The sequence below is a fragment of the Nonomuraea antri genome (assembly GCF_013283785.1).
GTDB classification, from domain to species: Bacteria; Actinomycetota; Actinomycetes; order Streptosporangiales; family Streptosporangiaceae; genus Nonomuraea; species Nonomuraea antri.
In genome coordinates, this window is the sequence record NZ_JABCPZ010000542.1 from 1 (window position 1) to 1,271 (window position 1,271).

At 62.9% G+C, this 1,271-nt stretch carries 2 protein-coding genes; both read right to left on the reverse strand.

What is annotated here, in order from left to right:
* Positions 1-37: 37 nt before the first annotated feature.
* Entirely contained in the window at positions 38-910 is an 873-nt protein-coding gene (locus HII36_RS55220) for an IS3 family transposase (RefSeq protein ID WP_173531394.1), read from the reverse strand.
* The gene (locus HII36_RS55225) at positions 910-1,212 is read right to left on the reverse strand and encodes a transposase (protein WP_173531393.1); all 303 of its coding nucleotides are present in this window, start codon (positions 1,210-1,212) and stop codon (positions 910-912) included. Before HII36_RS55225 ends, HII36_RS55220 begins: the two co-directional genes overlap by 1 nt.
* Between the last annotated feature and the right edge of the window lie 59 nt (positions 1,213-1,271).

Below are 1,271 nucleotides of genomic sequence, written 5' to 3' on the forward strand. Positions count from 1 at the left end.
TGAGCTTCCCCCCGCAGCACGGACACCTGAGGTGAGGTCACTCGGCGGTGCCTGAAGGCCTGTAGAGGGCCTCGAACGTGACGGGGCTGTGCATTCCGATGCTGGAATGTCGTCGGTATGGATTGTACCAGCATTCGATCCATTCAAAGATGGCGTTGGCTAGTTCTTCTCGGTTTTTCCAGATTCTGATGTCGAGAAGTTCGAGCTGCATCGTTCCCCAGAACGATTCCATCATCGCATTGTCGTAGCAATCGCCCACTGTTCCCATGGATCCGAGCAAGCCTGCGTCCCGCAGCCGCTTGCCAAAAGCCCAAGACGTATATTGCGTGCCATGATCGGAATGCAGAATGGTTGAGCGGGCGTCCGGCTTCCGCCGGGCCACGGCCATCGCTAATGCGTTCACCACGAGATTCGTATCCTGTCGTGCGTCGATGGACCAGCCGATGACGCGTCGTGAGTAGGCATCCATGACGGCGGCGCAATACACCTTTCCCTCGCCGGTGGGATGCTCGGTGATGTCGGTCAGCCAGAGCCGATCGGGCGCCTCGACGTCGAAGCGGCGCTGCACCAGGTCCTCCTCGGTGGCCTGGGTGACCAGGTCACGGCGGGCCTTGCGCCGATAGACCCCCTGCAGGCCGGCCGCCCGCATGAGCCGCTCGACGCGCTTGCGGTTGACCTTCTCACCCAGCCCGAGCGTGAGCTCGGCGTGCACCCGCGGCGAACCGTAACTGCCGCGCGAGTCGGCATGTATCTGCCGGATCATTTTGGTGAGTTCCTTATTGCGGAGTTCGCGCGGCGGCTCGGGCCGGCCGAGCCACTCGTAATATCCCGAGGTCGACACCTGGAGCACTCGGCAGGCCACCGCGACCGGAATGCAGTCGTCGGCGAGTTCGCGGACCAGCGAGTAGATTACTTTGGGAGGACGTTCTCCCGGGCAAAGTACGCCGCCGCCCGCTTGAGGATGTCATTCTCCATCTCCAGCTGTTTATTGCGGCGGCGCAGCTCGGCGATTTCCTTCTTCTCTGCGCTGGTCAACCGGTCACCGGTGCCGGCGTTTTCATCGGCGTCGGCTTGCCGCAGCCAGTTCTGCAGGCACGAGCGGCTGACGCCCAGGTCCTTGGCGAGCTGGAGGAGCGGCTTGTCACCTTGGCGCGCGAGTTCGACCGCGCGACGCCGGAACTCGGGAGGGTGTGGCGAGGGCATGGAGGACATCCTTCCTGATGATCAAGGGTGACCTCAGGTCAAGTGTCCGGAGAACGGGGGGAAGCTCA